This is a genomic window from Methylobacterium sp. A54F, from assembly GCF_053346035.1.
On the sequence record NZ_JBKFBF010000005.1, the window covers coordinates 310,600 to 331,422 of the forward strand.

Below are 20,823 nucleotides of genomic sequence, written 5' to 3' on the forward strand. Positions count from 1 at the left end.
ACAACGTGGAGCTGGGCCGAGCGTTGCCCCGGGGCCGCGGGCCCTATCCGGCGCCCTCGATCGTCCCGCTGACCTCCAGCCACTCCTCCTCGGCCGCGGCCAGCGCACCGGCCGCCTCCGCGCGCATCCGGGCGATCTCGCCGGCCTTCGCGGCGTTCTCCTGGAAGGCGGTGCCGTCGGCGAGCGCCGCGTCGATCCGGGCGATCGCCGCGGTGAGCTTGGCCATGCGGGCCTCGACGGCCTCGAGGCGCTTGCGGAGCGGCGCCAGCGCCGCGCGGCGCTCGACGGCGGAGCGGCGCTCCACCGCCTTCGAGCCGCCGGTGCCCTCCTGCCCCCGGTCGTCCGCGCGTTCGGGGCCGGCGAGCACGAGGCGGCGGTAATCGTCCATGTCGCCGTCGAAGGTCCGCACGGTGCCGTCCGTGACGAGCCAGAGCCGGTCGGCGCAGGCCTCCACCAGGAAGCGGTCGTGGCTGACGAGGATCACCGCGCCCTCGTAGTCGTTGATGGCCTCGACGAGGGCCTGGCGGCTCTCGATGTCGAGGTGGTTCGTCGGCTCGTCGAGGATGAGGAGGTGCGGGCCCCGGAACGCCGCGAGCCCCATCAGCAGGCGGGCCTTCTCCCCACCGGAGAGCTGCGAGACCGGCGTGTCGGATTTCGAGGCCGGGAAGCCGAGGCGGGCGGTGGCGGCCCGGGCGCGGGCCTCCGGCACCTCCGGCATCAGAGTGCGCACGTGCGCATAGGCGCTCTCGCCCGGCCGCAGCTCGTCGAGCTGGTGCTGGGCGAAGTAGGCGACCTCCATCTTGGAGGAGCGCCGCAATTCGCCCGCGAGCGGGGCGAGCCGCCCGCCGATCAGCTTGCAGAAGGTCGACTTGCCGTTGCCGTTGGCGCCGAGCAGCGCCACCCGGTCGTCGGGGGCGAGGCTCAGGTTCAGCCCCGTGAGCACAATGCGCTCGCCGTAGCCGGCCTGGACCCGCTCCATCGCGACGATCGGCGGCGAGAGCGGCCGCTCCGGGCTCGGCAGGTGGATCACCGGCACGTCGTCCTCAAGGAGGGCGGCGATCGGCTCCATCTTGGCGAGGCGCTTCATGCGCGACTGCGCCTGCCGGGCCTTGGTGGCCTTGGCCTTGAAGCGGTCGATGAAGCTCTGCAGGTGGGCGCGCTCCGCGTCCTGCTTGGCCTTGGCTTTGGCCTGGAGCACCCGCTTCTCGGAGAGCTGGCGGGCGAAGCTGGTGTAGCCGCCCCGGTAGATCGTCAGCTTGCCCCGGTCGAGGTGGAGGATGTGGTCGACGGAGGTGTCGAGGAGGTCGCGGTCGTGGCTGATGATGATCGCGGTGCGGGGATAGCGCTCCAGGTAGTCGTAGAGCCAGAGGGTGCCCTCGATGTCGAGGTAGTTGGTGGGCTCGTCGAGGAGGAGCAGGTCGGGCTCGGAGAACAGCACCGCCGCGAGCGCCACGCGCATCCGCCACCCGCCCGAGAAATCCGCGCAGGGACGCGCTTGCGCCGCCGCGTCGAAGCCGAGCCCGTGCAGGATCGCGGCGGCGCGGGCGGGCGCGGCGTGCGCGCCGATATCCACGAGGCGGGTCTCGATCTCGGCCCGCCGGATCCCGTCGGCGGTCTCGGCTTCGGCCATCAGGCGGGCGCGCTCGGTGTCGGCGGCCAGCACGACGGCGTGCAGCGTCTCGGGGCCGGCCGGCGCCTCCTGCGCCACGCCGCCGATGCGCATGCCCCGCGGCAGGGAGACCGACTTCGCGTCGACGGGCAGTTCGCCCAGGATCGCCCGGAACAGGGTGGTCTTGCCGGCCCCGTTGCGGCCCACGAGCCCGACGCGGGCCCGGTCGGGGATCGAGAAGCTCGCGCCGTCGAGGATCTGGCGGTCGCCGATGCGGTAGCTGAGGTCTTGCACGGTGAGCATGGCGGGCCTTCTGGGGTCGGTCACGCCCCGATGGCAAGCGGCGACTGCGCGCAATTTGCGCAACGTGCGGGCTTGTGGCCGCGGCGCGGGCCGGGCCATAACGGGATACGATCACGGATCCGTGAGGAGCCGTGATCCCGCCGGGGGGCGTTCCATCGGGCATCCTGCGGGATGCCCGGGAGTGATCCGGATGATGCTCGTGATCCACAGGCTGATCCTGTCGCGCCGCATGCGCCTTCTCGCGGCGGTCGAGCGCTGGCTCGTGCGCCGCATCGAGGGGTGATCCCTCAAACAGCCGCCGCGCGGATTCCTTCGAGATGGCGGACCGCCTCCTCGAAGGCCGCGCGGGCCTGGTTGATCCTGTCCGCGCCCCGAGCCAGGCGGAGACGATCTCAGATCAGCTCCCAGGCCGCGGTGTCCCGCATCAGGGCGGCCACCAGCGCGTGATTCAGCTCGTGCCCGGTATGGGCGGCGGTGATGCGGCCGGCTACGGGGTGGCCGGCGAGCGCGAGGTCCCCGACGAGGTCGAGCATGCGGTGGCGCACGGGCTCCTCGGGCAGGCGCATGCCGCCGATCACCCGGCCGCCGACGATCGTGGCGGTGGAGCGCAGGTTCGCGCCGCGCAGGAAGGGCTCGCGGGTGACGAGGGCGTAGAGCTTGGCGGGCAGGGCCCACTTGAGCCGGCCGAAGCTGCGCGAGGGCGCGAGCTCCCGCTCGAAGCTCTCGGGCGTCACCGCGCCGGACCAGCGCATCGGGCCGAAATGCGACAAGCTGAGCTCGCCGGTGAGGTGGAGGGCCGCGGCGGGCTCGATGCGCAGGCGGCGCTCGCCGTCGCAAACCTCGACCGGCCGCAGCACCCGGATGGTCCGCACCGGCTCCGCCTGCTCGGTCCGCCCCGCGCCGCGGATGCCGACGCACCACGGCGTCGCGCTGCCATCGAGGATGGGCAACTCCTCCGCGTCGAGATCGACCCGCGCATTGTCGATGCGCAGCGCACTCAGCGCCGCGAGGAGGTGCTCGACGGTGCGCACCAGCGTCCCGTCCCGCCCCTGCAGGGCCGTGCACAGGGGACGGGGGACCCGCAGGAACCAGTGGGCCGGAACCTCGACGGATGCGCCTCCGGGCAGCGTGCGACGGAAGACGATGCCGGTCCCGGGCCGCGCCGGCCCGACGACGGCCTCGGCGCGGCGGCCGGTATGCAGGCCTGTGCCCGTCAGGGCGAAGGACCCCGCCAGGGTCGCCTGGGCGCGCGGCGCGGGGAGGGCAGGGGACATCGGGCGCTCTCGGACATCTCCCGCCGCGCCGGGCCGCGCGGTCTTCCGGAGCCGATCCCGGCGATCCTTGCGGCGCAGAGCGCTCTAGCCGATGGCTCCGAGCCGGCAAAGTCACGCTTTCGCGCGGGCGCGCGTCATCCACGCCCGTTGCGGGCTCGACCCCCGCCCTCGACTTGACCGGTGCGGGTCCGCCCGTCACGATCCCGGGAGGCTTGACCATCGGGCCAACGGGTCCACGGCGCCCGGCCGGCGGGGACGGGCGCGCAGGGGATCGCGGAGGTTCTGGGGCATGGCTCGGCTGGCGGGCATACCGTTCTTCAAGGAGCCGGGCATCGATCTCGCGCCCTTCGAGACCCGCTGCCACTGGCGTCGCTTCGACGAGAACGAGGTTCTGGTCGATTACGACGACGTCTCGACCGACGTCTACTTCCTGGCCTCCGGCGAGGTGCGCATCCTCAACCGCTCGCAATCCGGCAAGGAGGTGATCCTCGGCGAGATGCGCGGAGGCGCCTTCTTCGGCGAGCTCGCGGCGCTCGACGGCATCGGCCGCTCGGCGAACGTCACGGCACTCACCCGCGGCGAGGTCTGCGTGGTGCCGGCCCCCGTGTTCCGGCAGATCGTGTTCGCCTCCGAGCCCATCGCCGATCGGCTGTTCCGGCTGCTGACGAAGCGGGTGCGCGAGTTGAACACCCGCCTGATGGAGCACGCCCTCCTCGACCTGCGCCACCGCCTCTACGCGGAGCTGCTGCGCCTCTCGGTGCCGCGCGCCGGCGGCGGCGACGAACGCGTGGTGACGCCTCCGCCCTACCACCACGTGCTGGCCGCCCGCATCGGCTGCCGCCGCGAGCAGGTGACCCGCGAGTTCACCGTGATGGCCAACGAGGGCCTCGTGGACCGCACCCGCGGCGCCCTGGTGCTGCGCCGGCCCGACCTTCTCGAGGCCCGCGTCGCCGAGGCCCTGCGCGAGGATTCCTGAGCCTTGGCACCGGGCTCGGGTGAGGATGCCGCGCGGCCCGGGACGCCGCTGCTGCGGCTCGAAGGCGTCTCGAAGCGCTTCGGCTCCCACGCGGCGGTCGACGACGTCTCCCTCGATCTCGGACCCGGCGAGGTCCTGTGCCTCCTCGGACCCTCGGGCTGCGGCAAGAGCACCCTCCTGCGCCTCGTCGCCGGCTTCGAGGCGCCGAGCGGGGGCCGCATCCTCCTCGACGGCGCCGACATCGCGCCCCTGCCGCCCCACCGGCGGCCGGTGAACATGATGTTCCAGTCCTACGCCCTGTTCCCGCACCTGAGCGTGGAGGGAAACCTCGCCTACGGGCTGAAGGGCCTCGGGCGCGCCGCCGCGCGGGCGCGGGTCGCCGAGCTGCTCCGCCTCGTACGCCTCGAAGACTTCGGCGGGCGCCGGCCCGACACGCTCTCGGGCGGCCAGCGCCAGCGGGTGGCGCTGGCCCGCGCGCTCGCCCGGGAGCCGCGCGTGCTCCTCCTCGACGAGCCCCTCGGCGCCCTCGACCGGGGCCTGCGGGAGGAGACGCAAGGCGAGCTGCGCGCCCTGCAGCGGCGCCTCGGCACGAGCTTCGTCGTCGTCACCCACGATCCCGCGGAGGCGATGGCGCTCGCCGACCGGATCGCGGTGATGGAGGCGGGCCGCCTCGTGGAAGCCGGGCCGCCGACCGCCCTCTACGAGCGGCCGGGCAGCCGCTTCGTGGCCGGGCTCCTCGGCGACGTGAACCTGATCCCCGGCCGCCTCGGAGCGGGGGAGGCGGGCCCCCTCCGCACCGTCGAGACCGCCCTCGGGCCCCTGCGGGGCCGGGCCTCGTCCGGCGCGCTCGAACCGGGCGCCGCGGTCCTGCTGGCGCTGCGGCCCGAGCGCGTCCGGCTCGGGGAGGCCGGCCTGCCCGCCACGGTGACGGAGGCGACGTTCCTGGGCGAGCGCGTGCGCTGCGTGGTGCGGATGGGTGAGGGCACGCTCGTCCGCGCGAGCCTTCCGGCCGGCTCCGGCCCGGTCCCGGCGCCCGGCGCGATGGTCCGGGTCGGCTTCGACCCGGACGCCGCGACGGTGCTGCCCGCATGAACCCCCGGCGGCTTCGCGCGCTCGTTCGCCTGCCCATGCTGGTCTGGCTCTTCGCGTTCTTCCTCGTGCCCTTCGCAATCGTGCTGAAGATCAGCCTGTCGGAACCCGCCACCGCAATGCCGCCCTACCTGCCGGTGCTCGACTGGCAGGGCGGCTTCGAGGGCTGGGCGAGCTTCCTGGAGGCCCTGAGCTTCGAGAACTACGAGACGCTCTGGTTCGACGGCCTCTACCGCGAGGCGGCGCTCGGCTCCCTCGCGCTGGCGCTTTCCGCGACCGGGCTTCTCCTCGGCCTCGGCGTACCCCTCGCCTACGCCCTCGCCCGGGCGCCGGCGCGCTGGCAGCCGCTCCTCGTCGCCCTCGTGGTGGTGCCGTTCTGGACGAGCTTCCTGATCCGGGTCTACGCCTGGATCGCCATCCTGAAGCCCGAGGGGCTCCTTAACGCCGTGCTGATCCGCCTGGGGCTGATCGCGGCGCCCCTGGAGATCCTGGGGACCCAGACGGCGGTGCTGACCGGGCTGACCTACGCCTACCTGCCCTTCATGGTGCTCCCGGTCTACGCGGTGATGAGCCGGCTCGATCCGGCGCTGCGCGAGGCTGCGGCCGACCTCGGCGCCTCGCCGACCCGGGTGTTCTGGACGGTGACCCTGCCGCTCTCCGCTTCCGGCCTCGCGGCGGGCGCGCTCCTGTGCTTCATCCCGATGGTCGGCGAGTTCATCATCCCGGACCTCCTCGGCGGCTCCGACACGCTGATGCTCGGGCGGGTGCTGTGGAGCGAGTTCTTCTCGAACCGGGACTGGCCCCTCGCCTCCGCTGTGGCGGTGCTGCTCCTCGTCCTCGTGATCGGGCCGGTGGTGCTGTTCCGCGAGGCGGAGACCCGGCGCGGCGAGGCCGCGCGATGATACCTCCATGAGCGCCGTGACGCGCGCGAGCCTCGTCCTCGGGCTCGCCTTCCTCTACGCGCCGATCATCGTGCTCGTTGCCTACTCTTTCAACGCCTCGTCGCTCGTGACGGTGTGGGGCGGGTTCTCGACCCGCTGGTACGCGGTGCTGTTCGCCGACGCGCCGCTGATCGCCGCCGCCTGGGTGAGCCTGCGCGTCGCCCTCCTGGCAGCGCTGATCGCCACGATCCTCGGGACGCTCGCGGCGCTGGCGTTCGAGCGGCACGGCCGCTTCCGGGGGCGGGGGACGCTCACGGGGCTCGTCTACGCCCCGATGGTGATGCCGGAGGTGATCACCGGCCTGTCGCTGCTGCTCCTTTTCGTCGGGACGGGGTTCGACCGGGGCCTTCCCACCCTCGTCATCGCGCACGCGACGCTCGGCACGGGCTTCGTCGCCGTGGTGGTGGCCGCCCGCCTGCGCGGCCTCGACCGCGCTCTGGAGGAGGCCGCCGCCGACCTCGGCGCCGGCCCGGCCCGGGTCTTCGCAACGATCACCCTGCCGCTCCTGGCGCCCGCCCTCGCGGCCGGGTTCCTGCTCGCCTTCACCCTGTCCCTCGACGACCTCGTGATCGCGAGCTTCGTCTCGGGGCCCGGCGCCACCACCCTGCCCATGCGGCTCTACAGCCAGGTCCGCCTCGGCGTGAACCCCGAGGTCAACGCCGCCTCGACCCTGCTGATCGGCGCGGTCAGCCTCGCGGTGCTGGCGGTCTCCTGGCTCACCGCGCGGCACGGCCGGGACCGCGCGGACGCCTGAGGGAATGCGCTATCGCGCGAACGTGCGCGGCCGGCCGCCGTTGCGCTTGGTAGGCACGCCCCCGCGAAGCCGTTCGCCACGGAGACACCCGATGCCCGCCGACAAGACCGCGCCCGCTCTCCACCCGGCCGCCGACCCGGACGTCCTGCACGTCGAGGGCGCCATCGACGCGCCGATCCTGTTCTTCGACGATTCCCCGGCCCTCGGCTTCGGGGGCGGCGTCTTCCGGATGATGCTGTGCACGCTGATCCAGGACGTCGACGCGGACGGCACCCTGATCCAGCGCAAGAAGGTCGTCGCGCACCTGCGCGGAAGCGGCCAGGCCTTCGAGAAGCTGCGCCGGGCCATCGACGCCATGGAGGCGATGGTGGCCAAGCCCGAGGGCCCGGCGAACTGATGCGGCGGGCGCCGCCCGGCCGCGATCAGTCGAGGGGCTCAAGCTCGATCAGCACGCCCTGCACGCCGGCCGCCGCGGGGGCCTGCGGCGCCACGCCCCAGACCACCCGCAGGACGCGGTAGGGCCGCGGCGGCCCGCCGAGCATCACCGCGTCGTCCCGCCTCGGCACGTGCCACCACAGGCAGGTGCAGAGGGGCCGGCCGTCCAGCGTGAAGGCGATGCTGACCTGCATGGCCCGATGCTACCTTCGCGGGTGCAACATGGCCATGACGGTCCGAGTGCGGCGCGTCCGGGCCTCAGCCCACCTGCTCGCCGAGCTTGAGGAGCTCGGCGCAGCGGGCGTTCTTGCCCGCAAAGTCCTTCCAGGCGGTCTCGCGGGCGAGCTCGCGCCACTTCTCGATGTGCTCGGGCGTGAGGTCGTGCACCTTGGCGCCGCGGGCGCCGTAGATCTTGGTGATGTCCTCGTCGTCGTGCTTGGCGAGCGCGAAGGAGAACGCCTCCAGCTCCAGTCCGACCTCGCGCACAGCCTTCTGCTGCTCGGGGCTCAGCGCGTCGAAGGTCGCCTTCGAGATGATCAGCGGCTCCAGGATGAACCAGAAGGACCGGCCGCGCCCGGCGGTGAGGTTCTTCGTCAGCTCGTCGAGGCGGAACGAGATCAGGCTGGTGGAGGCGCTGACGGCGGCCTCCAGCGCGCCGGTCTGCATCCCGATGTACATCTCGCTGGACGGCATGGTGGACACGATGCCGCCGGCTGCCTGGAACATCATGTCCATCTCGCGTCCACCGCCGCGGATCTTCACCCCCTTGACGTCCGTGGGCACCAGGATCGGCCCGACGCGCGAGGCGACGGCGCCCGACTGCCAGACCCAGGTGACGATGATCACGCCCTTGTCGCTCAGGGTCTTGGACAGCTCCTCCCCGATCCGGGCGGTCCGCCACTTGGCAGCCTGCTCGTAGCTGGACACCAGGGCCGGCATCAGCGCGAGATTGGCCTCCACCACCTCGCCGCCCGCGTAGGAGAGCGGCACCAGGCTCATGTCCAGGGCGCCCTTCCGGACCGCGCTGAACTGGGCGAGCGTCTTCATCAGCGAGGAGCCGGGATAGACCTGTGCGGTGAGGCTGCCGCCGGTGCGCTTCTCGACCTCCGCGGCGAAGCGGCGGCAGATCCGGTCGCGGGCGTCGCCCTGCTCCGGGGTGCCGCCGGGGAACTGGTGCGAGATCTTGAGCACCCGCGGGGCTTGCGCCCGCAGGACGGCGGGGCTGGCGAGAAGGCCCGCCCCGGCCGCGGCGGTGCCGAGCAGGGTGCGTCGTGTGATCGTCGAGTGGATCATGGGGTCGGCTTCCTCCTGGTCGGAGCCCGCGGCATTCTGGCGTCCGCGGGCGTGGTGTCGGGCCTTGGTTCTCGCCGCGGCCTCAGGCCACGGTACGGGCTGCCTCGCCGCCGAGGCGCGCGCGCAGCCAGTTGATGACGCCGCCCGCGAGCAGCACTTCGACCTGGCGGTTCGAGAGCCCGTGGCGCAGCCCGATCGTGCCCCCGCCCTGCAGGCGCGCGACGATCTCGGGGCCGGCTCGAAGCGCCTCGGCGACGCCCTCGATCTCGATCACGTCGCCGATCTCCAGCCGGTCGTAATCGGCCGGGTCGGCGAAGGTGAGAGGCAGGACGCCGAAGTTGATGAGGTTCTGCCAGTGGATGCGCGCGAAGCTCTTGGCCAGCACCGTCTCCAGGCCGAGGTAGCGGGGCGCCAGCGCCGCGTTCTCGCGGCTCGAACCCTGGCCGTAGTTGAGGCCGCCGACGATGGCGTGCCCGGCTCGCCCCGGGCCGCCCTGGCGGGCGCGCTTCGGGTAGGTGTCGTCGATCGGCTCGAAGGTGAATTCCGCGGTCTTCGGGATGTTCGACCAGTAGGGCATCACCCGGGCGCCGGCCGGCATGATGTCGTCGGTGGAGATGTCGTCGCCGGTCTTCAGGAGCACCGGCACACGGATCGTGTCGCCGAGCCGCCCGAGCTCCGGCAGGGTGGTGATGTTGTCGGTCTTCTCCAGGCGCACCGCGCGGGCCTCGGCCGCGCTCAAGGGCGGCACCAGCATGGTCGTGTTGGTCGCCACCATCGCGGGGGCGGCGATCCGCGGATAGGCCATGTCGAGGCTGCGCGGATCGGTGATCACGCCGGAGAGGGCCGAGGCCGCCGCGGTCTCGGGGCTGCACAGGAACACGCTGTCCTCCCGGGTGCCGGAGCGACCGGGGAAGTTGCGCGGCACGGTGCGCAGGGAGTTGCGGCCGGAGGCCGGGGCCTGGCCCATGCCGATGCAGCCGTTGCAGCCCGCCTGATGCACCCGCGCGCCGGCGTGGATCAGGTCGGAGAGGTGGCCCTTGGCGATCAGGGTCTCCAGCACCTGCCGGGTGGAGGGGTTGATGTCGAGGGAGACCCGGTCGTGCACCTGGCGGCCCTTCACGATCTCGGCGGCCACCGCGAAGTCGCGGAAGCCGGGGTTGGCCGAGGAGCCGATGTAGGACTGGTAGATCTCCTCGCCAGCGGCCTCCGAGACGGGCACGACGTTGCCGGGGCTCGACGGACGGGCGATCAGCGGCACCAGGGTCGAGAGGTCGATCTCCTCGTGGTCGTCGTAGGCGCAGCCGGGATCCGGCAGCAGCTCGACCCAGTCCGCGCCGCGGCCGACGCCCTTCAGGAACTGCTGGGTGGCGCCATCCGAGGGGAAGACGCTCGTGGTGGCGCCCATCTCGGCGCCCATGTTGGCGATGACGTGCCGGTCCATCGCCGAGAGCCCGTCGAGGCCGGGGCCGTAATACTCGATGATCCGGCCGAAGCCGCCCTCGACGCCGTGGCGGCGCAGCATCTCCAGGATCACGTCCTTGGCGCTCACCCAGTCGGGCAGCGTGCCGGTGAGGCGCACGCCCCAGACCCGCGGCATGCGCAGGTGCAGGGGCTCGCCCGCCATGGCGAGCGCCACCTCGACGCCGCCCGCGCCGAAGGCCAGCATCCCGAGGGAGCCCGCGGCCGGGGTGTGGCTGTCGGAGCCGACGAGGGTCAGGCCCGGCTTGCCGAAGCTCTGCATGTGGACGGGGTGGCTGATGCCGTTGCCGGGCCGCGAGTACCAGACGCCGAAGCGGCGGCAGGCGGAGCGCAGGAACAGGTGCTCGTCGGCGTTGAGGTGATCGTTCTGGACGAGGTTGTGGTCGACGTACTGCGCCGCGAGCCCGACCTTGACCCGCTCGACGCCCATCGCCTCGAGCTCCAGCATCACGAGGCTGCCGAGCACGTCCTGCAGCAGGGTCTGGTCGATGGTGAGCGCGATCTCGGCGCCCGGCGTCGGCTCGCCCGCGGCGAGGTGCGCGCGGATCAGCTTCTGCGTCAGGTTCAGGGCCGTCATGGTCTACCCCCAATGCGGTGAACGGGCTGGCGCCGCCGGGTCGTCCCACCCGGCGGCGCAAATCTTGGGGCGGGCGTCAGGCCGCGCGGTCGCTGCGGCGCAGGCTCTCGGGCATCGCGAAGAGCAGGAGAGCGGCCGCCACGAGGCACAACGCGCCGATGCCGTAGAGGGCCGGGGTGGTGGAGCCGGTGAGGTCCTTCACCCAGCCGACCATCACGGGGCTGACGATGCCGCCGAACTGGCCGAGCGTGTTGATGAGCGCGATGCCGCCCGCCGCGCCGACCCCGGTGACGAGCTTCGCGGGCAGCGTCCAGAAGGTCGGGATCGAGGCGACGATGCCGGCGCCGAGGAGGGCGAGGGCGATCATCAGCGGCACGATCTGCCGGTCGAACAGGCCGGCGGCGAAGAAGCCGACCGCGGCCGCGATCGCGAGGGCCGCCACGAACTTCGGCCGCTCGCCGGAGGCGTCGGAGAGGCGCCCGACCACCACCATGCTGATCGCCCCGCAGATGTAGGGGACGGCCGTCAGGAAGCCGACGGAGGCGGCCGTCCCCCCGCTCGCGGTCTTGATCAGGTCCGGCCCCCAGAAGTTCAGTCCGTAGGAACCGACCTGCAGGAGGAAGTAGACGAGCGCGATGAGGAGGAAGCCCGGCTGCCGGATCGCCCCCCACAGCGAGTGGTCCTCGATCTCGCGGTTGTGGTGGGCGATGCGCGAGGACAGGAGCGCCTTCTCGGGGTCGGTGAGCCATCGCGCATCCGGGATGCGGTCGTCGAGGCGGGTGAGCACCAGGATGCCCAGCACGAGGCAGGGCAGGCCGCCGGCCAGGAACAGCCACTGCCAGCCCGCGAAGCCGGCGACGCCGTTGAGCCCGCCGAGGATGAGGCCGGCCACCGGCGCCCCGAAGATCCCCGAGAAGGCAGAGGCCACGAACATGAAGGAGGTGATCCGCCCCCGGTAGGAGGCCGGGAACCACAGGGTCAGGTAGTAGAGGATGCCCGGCGCGAAGCCCGCCTCCATGGCGCCGATGAGGAAGCGCAGCGCGTAGAAGTGCCACTCCGTGCGGATGAAGATCATCAGCGCGGTGGCGATGCCCCAGGAGATCATGATCCGCGCGATCCAGCGGCGCGCCCCGACCCGGTAGAGCATCAGGTTCGAGGGCACCTCGAAGATCACGTAGCCGACGACGAACATGCTCGCGCCGAGGCCGTAGGCGACGTTGCTGAAGCCGAGGTCGCTCTGGAGCTGGAACTTGGCGAAGCTGATGTTGATGCGGTCGAAGAACGCGAACATGTAGCAGATCATGATCAGCGGCATGAGCCGCCACGCGACCTTGCGGACGACGCCGTCCTCGCTCACGTCCTCGGCGCCGGCGACGGGGCCGGCCACGGCGATGGTCATGGTTTCCTCCGGTGTGCGCCGCCATGCGCGGCCGCGGCGGATCGCGGGCGATCGGCCGGGACGCCTTCGGGTGCGGCGTGGTCGTCAGGCGCGGGGCCGCCTTCGGGCGGGCGGCTCCCGCGGGAATCCGGGCTTCGGCCTCAGGCCGCCCGGGGCATCGGGTGCAGGTCGCAGGGGCGGCCGGCCTTGGCGACCTGGCCGGGCACGTCGTGGCCGACGAGCCGCGGCAGGTCGCGGGAGAGGGCGATCAGGGCCTCGAGGTCGAGCCCCGTCGCGATGCCCATCTCGTGGGCCATGCTCACGAGGTCCTCGGTGCAGATGTTGCCGGTGGCCCCCGGCGCGAACGGGCAGCCGCCGAGGCCGCCGAGCGCCGCGTCGAAGCGGCGGGCGCCCGCCTGCCAGGCCGCGAGCACGTTGGCGAGGCCGACGCCGCGGGTGTTGTGGAAGTGCAGAGTCAGCCGCTCCGCCGGCACGATCCGCAGCGCCCGTTCGACGAGCCGCGCCACCTGGGCGGGGTTTGCCATGCCGGTGGTGTCGGCGAGCGTCACGCCCGCGATGCCGAGCGCAAGGTAGCGCTCCACCTGCGCGATCACCGTGTTGACCGGCTGGTCGCCCTCGAAGGGGCAGCCGAAGGCGGTCGCCACCGTGGCGTTGGTGGAGACGGGCGCACCCCGCACGGTCTCCATGATCCGGGCGAAGCCCTCGATCGAGGCGGCCGGGCTCATGCCCATGTTGGCGCGGTTGTGGGTCTCGCTCACCGAGGCCACGAGGTTGATCTCGTCGACGCCGGCCGCGAGCGCCCGCTCGGCGCCCTTCGGGTTCGGCACGAGCGCCACGTAGACGGTACCGGAACGCCGGGTGAGGCCGGCGAAGACCTCGGCCGCGTCGCGCAGCGCCGGCACCGCCTTCGGCGAGACGAAGGAGGACACCTCGATGCGCGAGAAGCCCGCCGCCGAGAGCGCGTCGATCAGGGCGATCTTGTCGGCGGTCTCCACGAAGGCGGCCTCGATCTGCAGGCCGTCGCGGGGCGCGACCTCCTGGACGAGCATGCGGTCAGCGCTCATTGCACGGCTCCTTCTCGGCGGAGGGTCTCGATCCGGTCGGGCTCGATGCCGAGGTCGGCCAGCACGCTGTCGGTGTGGGCGCCGAGGGCCGGGCCCTGCCAGTTCACGGCGCCGGGCGTGCCCGAGAGCTTCGGCACGATGCCGGGCATCTTCACCCGGGTGCCGCCCGGAAGCTCCGCGTCGAGGATCATCTCGCGGGCCGCGTAGTGCGGGTCGGCCACGATGTCGGCCACCGAGTAGATCCGCCCCGCCGGCACGTCCGCCGCGTCGAGGGCCGCCAGCGCCTCGTCGATGGTGTGCTGCGCCGACCACGCGGCGATCGCCTCGTCGAGGAGGGCGGCCTGGGCCGAGCGGCCGTCGTTGCTGCGGAAATCCGGGTTCTCGCCGAGATCGGGGCGACCGATCGTCTTCATCAGCCGCCGGAAGATCGGATCGCTGTTGCCCGCGATGACGACGTAGCCGCCATCCTTGGTCGGATAGGTGTTCGAGGGGGTGATGCCCGGCAGCGCGCCGCCGGTGCGGGTGCGGATCTCGCCCAGGAGGTCGTACTCGGGCACGAGGCTCTCCATGACGTTGAACACGCTCTCGACGAGCGAGACGTCCACCACCTGGCCCTCGCCGCCGTTGGTCTTGACGTTGAGGATCGACATCAGCGCGCCGATCACCCCGTGGAGCGAGGCGAGGGTGTCGCCGATGCTGACGCCGACGCGGGCCGGCGGGCTGTCGGGCGAGCCCGTGGTGAAGCGGATGCCGCCCATCGACTCGCCGATGGCCCCGAAGCCCGGCCGGTCGCGGTAGGGACCGGTCTGGCCGTAGCCGGAGATGCGCACCATGGTGAGCTTCGGGTTGAGGGCCGAGATCACGTCCCAGCCGAGCCCGAGCTTCTCCAGGCCCCCGGGCCGGAAGTTCTCGACGACGACGTCGGCGCTCGCGGCGAGGCGCTTGACGACGTCGAGACCGTCCGGAGACTTCAGGTTGACGGCGATCGATTTCTTGTTGCGCGATTGCAGGTACCACCAGAGCGAGGTGCCCTCGTGCATCTTCCGCCAGCGGCGGAGCGGGTCGCCCTCGTTCGGGGCCTCGACCTTGATGACCTCGGCGCCGAACTCGGCGAGGATCTTGGTGGCGAAGGGCGCGGCGATGAGCTGACCGAGCTCAAGCACGCGAATACCGCTGAGCGGACCGGGCACGGCTGTTTCCTCCGGGTTTGTTTGGATTTTGATAGACTAGTCTTCTAGTTCGGGTCCAAACGTCATGCGTCAACGGGCGTTCTCGAAACGCGAACGCTCGGCGGGGGCGGGGCGGCCGCCTTCCGTTCGGGCGAGGCTTCCCGTAAAGCCGCCCCACCAGGGATCCCGGGCAGCGCGGACGGCATGATACGCCTCGAAAAGATCGGCAAGCAGAACGGCCGGCAGATCGTCTTCATCGAGGCGTCCGCCGCGCTGCAGAAGGGCGAGAAGGTCGGGCTCGTCGGCCCGAACGGCGCCGGCAAGACCACCCTGTTCCGGATGATGACCGGCGAGGAGGAGCCCGACGAGGGCGCGGTGGCGAGTGACCGGGGCATCACCGTCGGCTACTTCAGCCAGGACGTCGGCGAGATGTCCGGCCGCAGCGTCGTGGCGGAGGTGATGGACGGCGCCGGGCCCGTGAGCGGGATCGCGGCCGAGATGAAGGTCATCGAGGCGGCGCTCGCCGACCCCGACCGCGCCGACGAGATGGACGCCCTGGTGGAGCGCTACGGCGAGGTGCAGGCGCGCTTCGAGGAGCTCGACGGCTACGCCCTGGAGGGGCGCGCCTACGAGGTGCTGGCGGGCCTCGGCTTCAGCCAGGAGATGATGGACGGCGACGTCGGCCGGCTCTCGGGCGGCTGGAAGATGCGGGTGGCGCTGGCCCGCATCCTGCTGATGCGCCCCGACGTGATGCTCCTCGACGAGCCGAGCAACCACCTCGACCTCGAGAGCCTGATCTGGCTCGAGGCGTTCCTGAAGGGCTACGACGGCGCGCTGATGATGACCTCGCACGACCGCGAGTTCATGAACCGCATCGTCACGAAGATCATCGAGATCGACGGCGGCCAGCTCACGACATTCTCGGGCGACTACGCCTTCTACGAGGCCCAGCGCGCGATCAACGAGACGCAGGCCCAGGCCCAGTTCGAGCGCCAGCAGGCGATGCTCGCCAAGGAGATCAAGTTCATCGAGCGGTTCAAGGCCCGCGCGAGCCACGCCGCGCAGGTGCAGAGCCGGGTGAAGAAGCTCGACAAGATCGAGCGGGTGGAGCCGCCGCGCCGTCGCCAGTCGGTGGCCTTCGAGTTCCAGGCCGCCCCCCGCTCCGGCGACGACGTCGCCATGCTGCGCAACGTGCACAAGCGCTACGGCAGCCGCAGCATCTACGCGGGGCTCGACTTTTCCGTGCGCCGGCGCGAGCGCTGGTGCGTGATGGGCGTCAACGGCGCCGGCAAGTCCACCCTCCTGAAGCTCGTGACCGGCACGGTGGCGCCGGACGACGGCACCGTCGCCCTCGGGGGCAGCGTGAAGCTCGGCTACTTCGCCCAGCACGCCATGGACCTCCTCGACGGCGACCTCACGATCTTCCAGGACCTCGAGGCGACCTTCCCCCAGGCGGGGCAGGGCTCCCTGCGGGCGCTCGCGGGCTGCTTCGGCTTCTCGGGCGACGACGTGGAGAAGCGCTGCCGGGTGCTGTCGGGCGGCGAGAAGGCCCGGCTCGTGATGGCCAAGATGCTCTACGACCCGCCGAACTTCCTGGTGCTCGACGAGCCCACCAACCACCTCGACATGGGCACGAAGGAGATGCTGATCCGGGCGCTCTCGGCCTACGAGGGCACCATGCTGTTCGTGAGCCACGACCGGCACTTCCTGGCCGCCCTCTCGAACCGGCTCCTCGAGCTCACCCCCGACGGCGTGCACCGCTACGGCGGCGGCTACACCGAGTACGTGGCCCGCACCGGCCAGGAGGCGCCGGGCCTTCGCGCCTGACGAACGCGGGCGTTTCGGCTGGACTCCGCTGTCCGGGCGGCGTCCAATGCGTGTCCGGGGCGCGCGAAGACGCGTCCGGCAGGTGTCCGGCGGGCGGCGACGCCTGGACGGCGTCAGGGAGGAAACGACATGCTGCGACGCCTGGCGGCGGTGGCCGCGCTCGCTCTCGCCGTCTCGGGTCACATCATACCTGCGCTCGCCGAGGAGCGCCCTCCCGCCGAGGAGCCTCTGCGCTTCGAGGTCGATCCGGCCTGGCCGAAGCGGCTGCCGAACGACTGGATCATGGGGCAGGCGGCGGGGGTGTCGGTCGATGCCGAGGACCGGGTCTGGGTGATCCAGCGCCCCCGCACCCTGACGGACGACGAGCGCGCCGCGAGCCTCGACCCGCCGCGGACCCGCTGCTGCAAGCCGGCCCCGCCGGTGCTGGTGTTCGACCAGGCCGGCACCCTGGTGCAGTCCTGGGGCGGCCCGGGCCAGGGCTACGACTGGCCCCAGAACGAGCACGGCATCCACGTCGACCACAAGGGCTTCGTCTGGCTCGCCGGCAACGGCGACACCGACGGCCAGATCCTGAAGTTCACGCAGGAGGGCCGCTTCGTCCTGCAGATCGGGCATCCCGGCCCCCAGACCGACAGCCGCGACACCACGCGCCTCGGCAAGCCCGCCGCCATGCAGGTCGACCCCGAGACCAACGAGCTCTACGTGGCCGACGGCTACTACAACCACCGGGTGATCGTGTTCGACGCCGAGACCGGCGCCTTCAAGCGGATGTGGGGCGCCTACGGGCGGCCCCCGACCGACGCGGCGCTCGGCCCCTACGATCCCGCCGCCGCCCCGGCGGAGCAGTTCCGCAACCCGGTCCACTGCGTGCAGATCGCCCGGGACGGGCTCGTCTACGTCTGCGACCGCACCAACGACCGCATCCAGGTCTTCACCAAGGACGGCACCTTCGTGAAGGAGATGTTCGTGGAGCGGACCACGCGGGCGAACGGCTCGGTCTGGGAGCTCGCCCTCTGGCCGGATGCGGGCGAGACCTACCTCCTCAACGCGGACGGGGCCAACAACGAGGTCCGCACCCTGAGCCGCGAGACCGGCGCGGTGCTCGGCCGCTTCGGCCGCAACGGCCGGCAGGCCGGCGACTTCCACTGGGTGCACAACCTCGCGATCGATTCGAAGGGCAACGTCTTCACGACCGAGGTCGACACCGGCAAGCGGGCGCAGAAGTTCCTGTTCCGCGGCGACATGGTGCTGCGCCGGCGCACGGCCGTGCCGTAGGGGGCCCGAAGCCCGTGCGCCGCCTCATGAAGTTCCTGCACACCATGGGCGCCATCGGGTTGATGGGCGCGATGGCGGCGCTCCTGGTGCTCCTGAACCTCGCGCCGCCGCCGCCGGCTGCGCTCGCCGGCTACGCCCAGATCCGCGGCGCCATGGCGGCGATCTGCACTTGGATCTTCCTGCCCTCCCTCGCCCTGACCCTGATCGCCGGCCTCCTCGCCCTCGCGAACCGCGCCTTCCACAGCGCCGGCTGGGCCTGGCTGAAGCTCGCCACCGGCGTCGTGATGTTCGAGTGGGGGTTCGTGGGCGTGCAGGGCCCGATGGAGCAGGAGGCCCGCCTCAGCGCCGACGCCCTCGCGGGCCGGTTCGACCCCGCCGGCCTCGCCCAGTCCCTCGGCCCCGAGCGCGGCACCCTCTGGGTGCTGCTCGCCATCGCCACCGCCAACGTGGTGCTGGGGATCTGGCGCCCGCGCCTGATGCGGCGCCCGGCGTGAGGGTTGGATGCGCGGGGCCGGGGGCTGTAGGGCTGCTCACGACCCAACCTCGCCGTCCAAGACGGCGCCAGCGCTTCTCCGAAGCGGTCGTTCGCCAACCATCCGGCAACTACGGCTCGGGGTGGGCGCGGACGGCTCATCCGTTCGTAAATCAAGACTTTCGCAACAACAGATGCCAGCAGTCCGTTCAGGGGCTTGGCTGTTGCAATAGTCCGTTTCATTATCTCGTCGATTTGAGGACAGTCCGAAATCTATGACACGCTACATATCCAGAGGACCGGCAACGCAGGACTATTATTCGGCACTAGGTCAAGCGATGTTCGTTTTTAGCTGCCTCGAATGGAATTTGGTATGCATTGCACTTCGCATCGATCGCGATTTTGCAGATAAAAAATTCTACAAATCGATGACGAGCTGGAAGGCATACGAGAAATTTCGCAAAACTTTCCAGCATAAAGGGTTGGGTGCCAGCCCTCTTGAGGAGCGTCTACTAGCTCTAGCTGACGAGTTCTCAGCACTGGTAAAACGTAGGAATGACATTGTCCATTCTCAGCCAGCTACAGGGGCGGACGGAAGCGCTATGCTATCGCGTTATCAGTTTATAGATACGTTCCAGTGGGCTATCGCAGACTTAGATGCATTTACGCAGGACGCAGAGAATTTATCTATGAGACTAAATCATATCCTGCATTATGAAATGCCTTGTTAGAAAGGCTTTTAGTTGCGGTTTAAACCTTGCTCACCACGAGTGAGCAAGATGCGCTTCCAGAACGACTCTCGCTGAAAGATGGTGTTGTTGTCGGTCTGCATGGGCCGGTGTTCGAGCAGCGCGAACCGGAAATTGGCGCGGCAGTAGGCCAGGGTCGGATCAGTTACGAGCGCCCGCAGCTCGACGTTACCGCCGTGGCCGCTGCCGACATAGGCGCACCACCGGGACCATATGGCGTGCTCGCCGTAGGCCGACCCCACGTAGCGCTTGCCCGTCTTCGTATCGCTGATGAGATAGATGCCCTTCATGCTTTCGAGCGCGGCCATCCAATCGGGCCGCGCGTTCTTCACCAGGGCTTCCAGCTCTTCGAACGACAGGTCGATGCCGTCATAGCCTGGGAAGCGCCGACCGCTGTACGGTTCGCGCAGGATCTCCTGCACCTCGAACGTCGGGTAGTAGTTTTCGAAGTTGGCCCGGGTGGTGCGCTCCCGGTAGGAAGACCGCAGTTTCAGCCGTCCGATGAGGCCGGCGCCGACACCACTCAGGCCGACCTCGTAGCGGTCAGCGTGCCGCGCCAGCACGTCATAGATGCCGCCAAAGAGCCAGATGTCTGGTTCATGATAGAACTGCGTCAGTGCGTAGATATGGGGCCGGTTGAAGTCGTTGCGGCCTGGGTAGTATTCCTGCCAGCCCTGCCACTCCCCCTGATCTCTCACGAAGACTTCGAGCGGCTGATCGCTGCCGTTCCACCGCGCGAAATGCACCTTGTAGGCGGACGGGTTTTCGATGAGCTGAATGTCGCGGAGAAATATTGTCATTCGGATATATTACAACCCCATAGCCACAAGTTCTGCTCCCCACATCGCGACGACTTTTTTCATGATGGCTGACAGCGCCCGCTTTGAGCCATCATCCAGGGTCACGATGATCTCTTCCGCTCCGCCATAGCCACCCTCACCGTACCCGCCCTGGCCGAACCCCATTCTGGAGACGCCCGTCTGATCAGACCGCGTGACGCGACGCGGAGCGCGCAGGGAAACGTGCTTGTGACCGTCATGGATGTCCCAGGCCAAACCAAACTCCGGGCACATATGCGTAACAATATGAGAGCGATACTTCCTGATTGAGTCCGCGCCAGCAACCTTAGTTTGGTCGTGGCCATCCCAATAGACAAAGACACGCTCAGCCATGATATCGGCATTTGCAACAGCAGCCTTTGCCTTCCACTCAGCAAGCGGGTCGGCCAACCAAGCCTCATAGGATGGTCTTAGAATATCCTCGAAGAAGGGACGCGGTGATTGGCGACCAGTCGTCATGCGGAACCCCTCACTTCTCCGCGTTTAGATGCCGGCGCAGCGTCGCCGCTCCGACCCCGACCATGCGGGCTGTTTCCGCCCGGCCCCGGCCCTCACCAATCAGCTTCACGGCCAGATCGAGCTTTTCCGGCGTCATCGTTGCCGGTCGGCCGACATGCCGCCCGCGTCGCTCAGCGGCCTTCATGCCCGCCGTGGTGCGCTCCCGCAGCCGGTCACGTTCATCCTCCGCCACGGCCGCCAGCAATGCTAGGACACCACGCCCGAGGGCGGACTTCGTATCGAAGCTCTCCGTCAGGGAGCGGAAACCGATCCCCTTCCGGTCGAGGTCGAGGACGACGCGCACCGTGTCGAGCATTGAGCGACCGAGCCGGTCGAGCTTCCACACCACGAGGGTGCCACCAGGTGCGAGAGCTGACAGTGCAGCGTCGAGTCCGGCCCGCGTGAAGGTCGCCCCGGAAATGCGGTCTTCGAACACCTGGACGCATCCGGCAGCGCGAAGCGCGTCGAGCTGATATTGCGGGTTCTGGTCCTCGCGCGACACGCGCGCATAGCCGATAAGCATAGGCGCAATTATGAGCGCACCCTTTTGAGCGTTCAAGAGCCTTTTGCATCAGCGAGTTAAGAGGAGACCATTTCACTGCTCAAAAGGGTTCCCTTTTGAGCGTCCGCTGATGTGCGTTATGAAACGGTTGGAGCGACCGTCTGCTTTGGGTCGATTCTGTTGAAAAACTCGGGTGTTGCAGCGATTGTGATGAGGTGATTCACTCCTGTCGAGAGACGGAGATCGAAGCAGATGATGGGACCTCGGCAAGTCGAGCAGGGTGCCCTGTTCTACGAGTT

General features: G+C 70.2%; 20 protein-coding genes. 9 read left to right on the forward strand and 11 right to left on the reverse strand.

Going from position 1 to position 20,823, the window contains the following annotated elements; translation table 11 throughout:
* Positions 1-43: 43 nt before the first annotated feature.
* A complete protein-coding gene (locus ACLBXP_RS11105) occupies positions 44-1,912 on the reverse strand; it encodes an ABC-F family ATP-binding cassette domain-containing protein (protein ID WP_447667707.1) in 1,869 nt (622 codons plus the stop codon).
* Between the two features lie 392 nt (positions 1,913-2,304).
* Positions 2,305-3,186 (reverse strand): UDP-3-O-acyl-N-acetylglucosamine deacetylase, encoded by an 882-nt coding sequence (locus ACLBXP_RS11110; protein WP_447667708.1) that lies wholly within the window; start codon positions 3,184-3,186, stop codon positions 2,305-2,307.
* 289 nt (positions 3,187-3,475) lie between these two features.
* On the opposite strand from ACLBXP_RS11110, the gene ACLBXP_RS11115 reads away from it, so the two are divergent.
* From ACLBXP_RS11115 to ACLBXP_RS11135, 5 genes are all read left to right on the forward strand, one after another.
* A complete protein-coding gene (locus ACLBXP_RS11115) occupies positions 3,476-4,162 on the forward strand; it encodes a Crp/Fnr family transcriptional regulator (RefSeq protein ID WP_447667709.1) in 687 nt (228 codons plus the stop codon).
* Positions 4,163-4,165: 3 nt separating this feature from the next.
* The gene (locus ACLBXP_RS11120; protein WP_447667710.1) at positions 4,166-5,254 is read left to right on the forward strand and encodes an ABC transporter ATP-binding protein; all 1,089 of its coding nucleotides are present in this window, start codon (positions 4,166-4,168) and stop codon (positions 5,252-5,254) included.
* Positions 5,251-6,153, forward strand: a complete 903-nt coding sequence (locus tag ACLBXP_RS11125) for an ABC transporter permease (RefSeq protein WP_447667711.1) — start codon at positions 5,251-5,253, stop codon at positions 6,151-6,153. The genes ACLBXP_RS11120 and ACLBXP_RS11125 overlap by 4 nt, the downstream gene beginning before the upstream one ends.
* A 7-nt stretch (positions 6,154-6,160) precedes the next feature.
* Positions 6,161-6,946: an ABC transporter permease gene (locus tag ACLBXP_RS11130; RefSeq protein WP_447667712.1), complete on the forward strand. Its 786-nt coding sequence runs from the start codon at positions 6,161-6,163 to the stop codon at positions 6,944-6,946.
* Between the two features lie 91 nt (positions 6,947-7,037).
* On the forward strand, positions 7,038-7,343 hold the full coding sequence (locus tag ACLBXP_RS11135) for a hypothetical protein (protein WP_447667713.1): 306 nt from the start codon (positions 7,038-7,040) through the stop codon (positions 7,341-7,343).
* A 25-nt stretch (positions 7,344-7,368) separates the two neighbouring features.
* Here the strand turns inward: ACLBXP_RS11135 and ACLBXP_RS11140 are convergent, their stop codons facing one another.
* From ACLBXP_RS11140 to ACLBXP_RS11165, 6 genes are all read right to left on the reverse strand, one after another.
* Positions 7,369-7,575 carry a hypothetical protein gene (locus ACLBXP_RS11140; RefSeq protein ID WP_447667714.1) on the reverse strand — a complete coding sequence of 69 codons (207 nt, stop codon included), beginning with the start codon at positions 7,573-7,575 and terminating at the stop codon, positions 7,369-7,371.
* A 64-nt stretch (positions 7,576-7,639) separates the two neighbouring features.
* The gene (gene dctP / locus ACLBXP_RS11145) at positions 7,640-8,674 is read right to left on the reverse strand and encodes a TRAP transporter substrate-binding protein DctP (RefSeq protein ID WP_447667715.1); all 1,035 of its coding nucleotides are present in this window, start codon (positions 8,672-8,674) and stop codon (positions 7,640-7,642) included.
* An 82-nt stretch (positions 8,675-8,756) separates the two neighbouring features.
* The gene (locus ACLBXP_RS11150) at positions 8,757-10,730 is read right to left on the reverse strand and encodes an aconitate hydratase (RefSeq protein WP_447667716.1); all 1,974 of its coding nucleotides are present in this window, start codon (positions 10,728-10,730) and stop codon (positions 8,757-8,759) included.
* A 76-nt stretch (positions 10,731-10,806) separates the two neighbouring features.
* Entirely contained in the window at positions 10,807-12,129 is a 1,323-nt protein-coding gene (locus ACLBXP_RS11155) for an MFS transporter (RefSeq protein ID WP_447667717.1), read from the reverse strand.
* A 140-nt stretch (positions 12,130-12,269) separates the two neighbouring features.
* Positions 12,270-13,193: a hydroxymethylglutaryl-CoA lyase gene (locus ACLBXP_RS11160; protein WP_447667718.1), complete on the reverse strand. Its 924-nt coding sequence runs from the start codon at positions 13,191-13,193 to the stop codon at positions 12,270-12,272.
* Positions 13,190-14,383 (reverse strand): CaiB/BaiF CoA transferase family protein, encoded by a 1,194-nt coding sequence (locus ACLBXP_RS11165; RefSeq protein ID WP_447667719.1) that lies wholly within the window; start codon positions 14,381-14,383, stop codon positions 13,190-13,192. Before ACLBXP_RS11165 ends, ACLBXP_RS11160 begins: the two co-directional genes overlap by 4 nt.
* A 183-nt stretch (positions 14,384-14,566) precedes the next feature.
* On the opposite strand from ACLBXP_RS11165, the gene ACLBXP_RS11170 reads away from it, so the two are divergent.
* The 4 genes from ACLBXP_RS11170 to ACLBXP_RS11185 all read left to right on the forward strand — a co-directional run bounded on the left by ACLBXP_RS11170 (position 14,567) and on the right by ACLBXP_RS11185 (position 18,667).
* Entirely contained in the window at positions 14,567-16,189 is a 1,623-nt protein-coding gene (locus tag ACLBXP_RS11170) for an ABC-F family ATP-binding cassette domain-containing protein (protein ID WP_447667720.1), read from the forward strand.
* 129 nt (positions 16,190-16,318) lie between these two features.
* Positions 16,319-17,464 (forward strand): hypothetical protein, encoded by a 1,146-nt coding sequence (locus tag ACLBXP_RS11175; RefSeq protein ID WP_447667721.1) that lies wholly within the window; start codon positions 16,319-16,321, stop codon positions 17,462-17,464.
* Between the two features lie 14 nt (positions 17,465-17,478).
* Entirely contained in the window at positions 17,479-17,958 is a 480-nt protein-coding gene (locus tag ACLBXP_RS11180; RefSeq protein ID WP_447667722.1) for a hypothetical protein, read from the forward strand.
* 253 nt (positions 17,959-18,211) lie between these two features.
* Complete coding sequence (locus tag ACLBXP_RS11185; protein WP_447667723.1) at positions 18,212-18,667, forward strand: hypothetical protein; 456 nt, start codon at positions 18,212-18,214, stop codon at positions 18,665-18,667.
* A gap of 8 nt (positions 18,668-18,675) precedes the next feature.
* On the opposite strand, the gene ACLBXP_RS11190 is transcribed toward ACLBXP_RS11185, so the two are convergent.
* From ACLBXP_RS11190 to ACLBXP_RS11200, 3 genes are read right to left on the reverse strand one after another with little or no spacing between them, the layout of a single operon-like run.
* Positions 18,676-19,485 (reverse strand): GIY-YIG nuclease family protein, encoded by an 810-nt coding sequence (locus ACLBXP_RS11190; protein ID WP_447667724.1) that lies wholly within the window; start codon positions 19,483-19,485, stop codon positions 18,676-18,678.
* Positions 19,486-19,494: 9 nt separating this feature from the next.
* Positions 19,495-19,983, reverse strand: coding sequence for a hypothetical protein (locus ACLBXP_RS11195; RefSeq protein ID WP_447667725.1), 489 nt, complete (start codon positions 19,981-19,983; stop codon positions 19,495-19,497).
* Positions 19,984-19,993: 10 nt separating this feature from the next.
* The gene (locus tag ACLBXP_RS11200) at positions 19,994-20,545 is read right to left on the reverse strand and encodes a recombinase family protein (protein WP_447667726.1); all 552 of its coding nucleotides are present in this window, start codon (positions 20,543-20,545) and stop codon (positions 19,994-19,996) included.
* Positions 20,546-20,823: the final 278 nt, after the last annotated feature.

Coding starts and splice junctions, on each gene's coding strand:
- ACLBXP_RS11105 (WP_447667707.1), bottom strand. CDS start 1,912: ATGCTCACCGTGCAAGACCTCAGCTACCGCATCGGCGACCGCCAGATC.
- ACLBXP_RS11110 (WP_447667708.1), bottom strand. CDS start 3,186: ATGTCCCCTGCCCTCCCCGCGCCGCGCGCCCAGGCGACCCTGGCGGGG.
- ACLBXP_RS11115 (WP_447667709.1), top strand. CDS start 3,476: ATGGCTCGGCTGGCGGGCATACCGTTCTTCAAGGAGCCGGGCATCGAT.
- ACLBXP_RS11125 (WP_447667711.1), top strand. CDS start 5,251: ATGAACCCCCGGCGGCTTCGCGCGCTCGTTCGCCTGCCCATGCTGGTC.
- ACLBXP_RS11130 (WP_447667712.1), top strand. CDS start 6,161: ATGAGCGCCGTGACGCGCGCGAGCCTCGTCCTCGGGCTCGCCTTCCTC.
- ACLBXP_RS11135 (WP_447667713.1), top strand. CDS start 7,038: ATGCCCGCCGACAAGACCGCGCCCGCTCTCCACCCGGCCGCCGACCCG.
- ACLBXP_RS11140 (WP_447667714.1), bottom strand. CDS start 7,575: ATGCAGGTCAGCATCGCCTTCACGCTGGACGGCCGGCCCCTCTGCACC.
- dctP (WP_447667715.1), bottom strand. CDS start 8,674: ATGATCCACTCGACGATCACACGACGCACCCTGCTCGGCACCGCCGCG.
- ACLBXP_RS11150 (WP_447667716.1), bottom strand. CDS start 10,730: ATGACGGCCCTGAACCTGACGCAGAAGCTGATCCGCGCGCACCTCGCC.
- ACLBXP_RS11155 (WP_447667717.1), bottom strand. CDS start 12,129: ATGACCATCGCCGTGGCCGGCCCCGTCGCCGGCGCCGAGGACGTGAGC.
- ACLBXP_RS11160 (WP_447667718.1), bottom strand. CDS start 13,193: ATGAGCGCTGACCGCATGCTCGTCCAGGAGGTCGCGCCCCGCGACGGC.
- ACLBXP_RS11170 (WP_447667720.1), top strand. CDS start 14,567: ATGATACGCCTCGAAAAGATCGGCAAGCAGAACGGCCGGCAGATCGTC.
- ACLBXP_RS11175 (WP_447667721.1), top strand. CDS start 16,319: ATGCTGCGACGCCTGGCGGCGGTGGCCGCGCTCGCTCTCGCCGTCTCG.
- ACLBXP_RS11185 (WP_447667723.1), top strand. CDS start 18,212: ATGACACGCTACATATCCAGAGGACCGGCAACGCAGGACTATTATTCG.
- ACLBXP_RS11190 (WP_447667724.1), bottom strand. CDS start 19,485: ATGACAATATTTCTCCGCGACATTCAGCTCATCGAAAACCCGTCCGCC.
- ACLBXP_RS11195 (WP_447667725.1), bottom strand. CDS start 19,983: ATGACGACTGGTCGCCAATCACCGCGTCCCTTCTTCGAGGATATTCTA.
- ACLBXP_RS11200 (WP_447667726.1), bottom strand. CDS start 20,545: ATGCTTATCGGCTATGCGCGCGTGTCGCGCGAGGACCAGAACCCGCAA.